Genomic DNA, 3489 nt, shown 5'->3' with positions numbered 1-3489 from the left:
ATCGCAGCGTTATTCTGATATTCATTTGATACACGCTCCAGACTTTCTTGTGCTTCTTGGGTACAACCCTGTAACAACAGTTGTTCTGTCAAAATCAGGCGTAGATAATCTGAGCAATGTTTTTCACTGTTAGAGCATTCTTCTTCTAGCAGCGTCAACGCATCTTCAGAAGCAGATAATTTTAAGGCTGAATTGAAGAGGATACTTGATATGCCACTTTCATATAATTCTTGTGGAAGGGTCTTAAACCAATCTGCATCAAATGGATGATTGTATATCTGCTCAAAAATATTTTCTATTACTATTTTTTCTTCACTATCAGCGTACTTCTGATAATCTTCAATTTGCTGATTAATAAAACTAAGGTCTTGACGATAAATACCAATGCGGATTTCTCTGATACACTGGCGTAAGCTGTAAAATATCCGAGAATCTCTGTTCCAGTGAGTACGTATTGGTAGCTTCTCCTCTACTGCTGTAACGAGTATTTCAAACTGTCCGGTTTGTACAGCATGGCGAGTAGCAATTTCTGTGAGTAACGGATGACATTCAGCACCTTGCCTGTTTTCCTGTATTAACAAGCCTGCTTTTAACAATTTATCAATTTGGGAACTGAGGGTTTTAGTAACCCAAGGTTTATTCTTTTCATCTAAAGCGCTAGTCTTACTAAGACAACTTACAAATGAATTTTTGTCTATCGGTGCATAAATTACCGAAAACAACTGAATAATTTTTTGTATGGAAGGATGTAAATCGAAATATTTCCTTGCGATTAGTGCTTGTTGGATTGTCGAATTCGGCTCCAAAGTAGTCATATTATTTATTCAGTTCTTTGAATAATTCCATTAATTTACGTTTCCGTCCATGAGCCGCTTCTAGTTGTGAGCGATAAGCAGACCATTCAGCTTTTTGTCCAAGTTGCACATACGCAGCTTTTGCTTTTTTTTAGCCAATTAACCGCAGCATCATAACGATCAGCTTTTCCTTGTTCCATAATTGGTTCTGCCCGTCTCTTAGCGTTACCAATTACCCAATCTTCACGATGGGAAACTGCTGCATCCATAACTTGATGAACCAATTCTGAAGCATAGTAAGTGTCTCTTTCTACTGTTTTAATTGCATCATCAATTAATCCTTCGTGGAGGAAAATATCGACTTGAGCTTCTCTTATTCTCCAATCTGGCTGATTTTGCAGTGTTTGCAGTAAATCCTGTTTGAGCGTCAACCAAGTTTCTCCTGCATAGTCTTGAATCTTACCATAGTCTCGAAACGCAAGAAGCTCAAGGATGGAAGGGGTTACGCCTGAAGTTGCGGCGTGATACTGGAGTTTGAAGACGCTTGCCCTCAAAAGTTTGCTCAACTGCTGACAGATGCGCCCCAGTGGAATGAATGGATGGCGTGATTTATTGGGAACAGATCGCGATCGCTAACCCTGTCAGTTCCTCCCAAGCAAAAGGAACTAACTCTTATCCAGCATCCAAGGATTATTAACTATGGGGGCTGTCTTTGAGCCTCACTAAAATTCTAGTCCTACATCAACGTCAGATAGCATATCGAGAACTCGTATCGGTACATAGTGTAAACATTCTATTCAGGCATTGTATCCCCTCAATCTTGCGGGGTAGAAAATTATTCTGGCATCCACGAACCACCAAATAGATTAGAAGAAGATTTCTCCTGAATAATGGTTGCTAAAGACGGAATATTTCCAATTCGAGAAATCCGGTCACGCATATATTCAAAAAAGCTGATACCCAATTTACGGGTAGTGTCAACAAGGGACATAAAAATATCCCACGCTTTTGTACCTTGTGGAGTTTGAGTAGCATAGCTAATATTGCGTCGCTGCACCATAGTCCTAGCAGCCAACTCGGCAGGATTGTTGTGCAATGGCAATTCGGGATGCTCCAAAACAATAAGCAGCTGTTGGGCTTTAGCAGCAGTTAATCGTTTTCGCGAATCCTTATGCTCGTAACCAGTTTTTTCGGTAAAAAGCGTCCAAAATTCAAGTCTGAGTTCGTGAACCTTTTCTTGGTTTGGTGAGTCTCGATAAGCAAGTAGTCTTCGGTAATAGATCCAGAATTTCTCCAAAAAGTCATCTAAAATGTGCCGGTGGCAAGCAACAAATGGACTTAACTTTTTATAATGTCTACCTTCATGTATCCAACAAAGAGCCAAATCATTGGTAATTAACTTGAACTGTGGAGCATCGTCACATAGTAAGGTTTTGATTACAGGAGTATTCGATTGCTGATGATAAAAAGCAATCGCTGCGGCTTCGTGGATACGGGTACGATGTTGAGAGCCTAATTTAATGGGAGCATCCACTTTTGGCGGAAACACCCTATCAAACAGCAAGTAACCCATTGAGATAAGCGCAACGAACAGAGAGGATGTGATTGACACTGGCAACATTCCACTGTGCGCCAGAAATTTTCATCCTTAAACCAATTTGTTTAATTGCAGACTCAACTGCGCCAGAACCGATAGAACATAGTTGTTCAGCCTGATAATAGCTGTAGTTAACAATGCGAGAGAGATGTTTATCCAGATAAGCGATGAAATTTTTAGCTTGTTTGCCTCGGCAATGATTAAATAAAGTCTTAGCTTCTTCTGTCTGACCTTTCCACAATAAAGTTTCGGCGGCTTTGAGTCGCTTTAAAGAACCACCAACTTTATAAAGATTTTCTTTCAGGTGATACCAATCCAAAATTTCACAGCGAGAAAACTGGTCTTGTCCAAATTCTCTTACCAGATTCCACACCCCATCATGACCATCTCCCAAGCAAACAAGGGGGTCTACTAACTGTTGGCTATTGACATAATCAATTAATGATTGGTTGTCATCAAAAAATGCACCATAGTAAATCCCTTGTAGACGCACAGTTTTATAGTCTCGCCAGTGACAACCTGCTTGTGGTTTACCTCGCAGTCTGACTTTTCCTCCGTCTACACTTACTTCAGAAACGGCTTGCAATGCTACGGGTAGTTGAAAATCTTGTGACAAAACTAATTTTTGTTGCGTTGAGTGACCAACTTTTACTCCTGTTAATGCCTCTATTTCTACTTCTGCATTCTGGTAGGAAATATTCGCTGATAGTCTCAAACAACACTTTTCCAGTAATGGACTTAACCTAATTCTTGGCTTTAAACCCAGTCTCTCTAACTGTTTGGATTTTAATTTCAGTTCTCCAACTAGGCTTTTAATCTTCCTAGTTTTACCTACTTTTGTACCTGTTTTTTGTTCAACAAAAAAAGGGCTATTTCTGGACTTACATATTCGAGTATTTGACTACGAACTTTTTTTTCTATGCTTTCTAGGTCTGTTAACTGACTCTTATCTGCTTCTTCATACAGTAATGTTGCCAGTTCCGTTACACAGGCTTGGATTCGTTCTTGTCTATCTTGGCTCATGGTAGTTGATGCGCTCTTTTTATTTCCTCTTATATTCTTCCATATTTTGTATATCTTCCAAAAGTGGATGCTCCC

At 39.7% G+C, this 3489-nt stretch carries 3 protein-coding genes and 1 pseudogene; all 4 read right to left on the bottom strand.

Annotation, left to right across the window (positions count from 1 at the left end; genetic code table 11):
- Nucleotides 1–815, bottom strand: a pseudogene (locus tag ACEW80_RS31075) (ATP-dependent helicase); the annotation flags it as partial.
- Nucleotides 816–901: 86 nt separating this feature from the next.
- Nucleotides 902–1360, bottom strand: a complete 459-nt coding sequence (locus ACEW80_RS31070) for a hypothetical protein (RefSeq protein ID WP_373530300.1) — start codon at nucleotides 1358–1360, stop codon at nucleotides 902–904.
- A 269-nt stretch (nucleotides 1361–1629) separates the two neighbouring features.
- A complete protein-coding gene (locus tag ACEW80_RS31065) occupies nucleotides 1630–2367 on the bottom strand; it encodes a hypothetical protein (protein ID WP_373530299.1) in 738 nt (245 codons plus the stop codon).
- Nucleotides 2348–3414 (bottom strand): ISKra4 family transposase gene (locus tag ACEW80_RS31060; protein ID WP_373530301.1). Its coding sequence is split into 2 segments (ribosomal slippage): nucleotides 2348–3258 and nucleotides 3258–3414, totalling 1068 coding nucleotides; the frame shifts between segments, so codons are not numbered across the junction. Before ACEW80_RS31060 ends, ACEW80_RS31065 begins: the two co-directional genes overlap by 20 nt.
- Nucleotides 3415–3489: the final 75 nt, after the last annotated feature.

The sequence above is a fragment of the Nostoc sp. genome (assembly GCF_041747015.1).
Taxonomy (GTDB): Bacteria; Cyanobacteriota; Cyanobacteriia; order Cyanobacteriales; family Nostocaceae; genus Nostoc.
The sequence above is the reverse complement of the archived record's forward strand: the minus strand, read 5'-3'. Positions and strand labels throughout refer to the sequence as shown.